Below are 1,586 nucleotides of genomic sequence, written 5' to 3' on the forward strand. Positions count from 1 at the left end.
TGATGTGTACTGGTTTTAGTTGACAACTTCGTTTGTTATAACTGGATTAGTTTACTCAATATACTTTAATATCTAAAGAGGTTTACTTTTGTTTTTCTTATTCCTATTTTAGTTGTCTTTTGTTGGTGCTTGCAAATTTATGCATCTTCCTTTATTTACGCAAGCCTTCTTCAGGAAAATGTAATGTTGCCAACAAACAAGAACTCTTCGGTCGGGGATCGCCCTAGCGGCAAGGGGCGGACCCCCCCGTCCCGACGAGCGGGTATTATGCTGTAAATCCTACCGTTTCTCTGAGCACTTCCATAGGTGTCCTCATGTTTATCCCTTGATGAGGCCGCACATGATTATATACATATACAGCATCTTCAATGCGCTTGCTTACTTGCTCGAAGCTCTCATCATCACAGTCGAATAGCCAACCGTTTTTAATGGTGTTGTTCATTCTTTCAGCCAATGCATTATGCAAAGGATCACCACACTGCGTCATACTGATGTTGATTTGATGCTCTTTAAGCCTCTCTACATATTTATTTGAGCAATATTGGACACCCCGGTCGGAATGATGAATAAGAGTGCTCATGTCTATGTGATACTTCTCATAGAATGATATTGCCATCTCCAAAGCTTTCAAGGGCCCCTCCGTCTCAAGAGTTTTGTAAAGCGCATATCCAACGATGGCACGACTTGCCGCATCGGTAAGCAACGAGAGGTAAGCCCAGCCCTGACCGGTGTTTACGTAGGTTATATCCGCCACTACCATAGCGCCCAATCGCGTAGCGACAAATTTGGGTGCAACATTCAACAGATCGGGGTAGATATAGTAATTATGGTTCGAATTCGTTGTTTTAGGACGCTTGCGACTTGTACGTTGACACAAACCATTGGAGCGAAAAATGTCATAACAACGATCACGACCGATAACCATCTTTGGTCCAAACTTACTCACGCAGCAGGCGTATAACTCGCGCATACCAGCTTTGGGCATGAGTTCTAACAGTTCCTTGCAGTACAACACGATGCTTGTGGTAAGGATATCAACCTCCAAATGCCGGTTCACATGCTTGTAATAACCTTGTCGAGTTATGCCGAAGTAATCACAGAGGAACTTTATACAACCATGTTTGCGTCGGGTTGAGTGCCTCTGTGACAAGGTGTCGATTACTTGGCATCGGAGTTTTTTCGTACCTTGATATGATACGTGGATTCAGCAAGATTGATGAGTTCTTCGCACGCCTCATGACGTAAACTCTCATCAGCAAGAGCCCGATGAAGTTTACGGTTCTCAGCACGCAATAGCGATAGTTCTTTCTGGAGCTCAGAAATACTAGAATTAATAGCATCGATATTTACCGGTTTAGGTGATATACCCATAGCTTTGTCTTCCATTTGATACTTGTTAAGCCAATAAGTAAGAAGCTTGGCACAAAAGCCGTTACGCTTACAAAACTGAGATTTGCTCTCGGGACTTGATAAATACTCACGAATATAAGACATTCGTTCATCATCACTGTAATAGTTGTACTTCTTTTTCGAATATTTCATCTTTATTTTCGATTTTTGAAGTGTCAACTTATTCAGTACACTAC

At 42.2% G+C, this 1,586-nt stretch carries 2 protein-coding genes; both read right to left on the reverse strand.

Translation table 11 applies throughout. The features are described from left to right. Window positions 1-265: 265 nt before the first annotated feature. Window positions 266-1,150, reverse strand: a complete 885-nt coding sequence (locus tag BN161_RS27865) for an IS3 family transposase (protein ID WP_244436642.1) — start codon at window positions 1,148-1,150, stop codon at window positions 266-268. A gap of 8 nt (window positions 1,151-1,158) precedes the next feature. Then, the coding region (locus BN161_RS27870) for a transposase (protein ID WP_244436643.1) at window positions 1,159-1,586 on the reverse strand (428 nt) is incomplete at its 5' end.

This window comes from Bacteroides timonensis, assembly GCF_000513195.1.
Classification (GTDB): Bacteria; Bacteroidota; Bacteroidia; order Bacteroidales; family Bacteroidaceae; genus Bacteroides; species Bacteroides timonensis.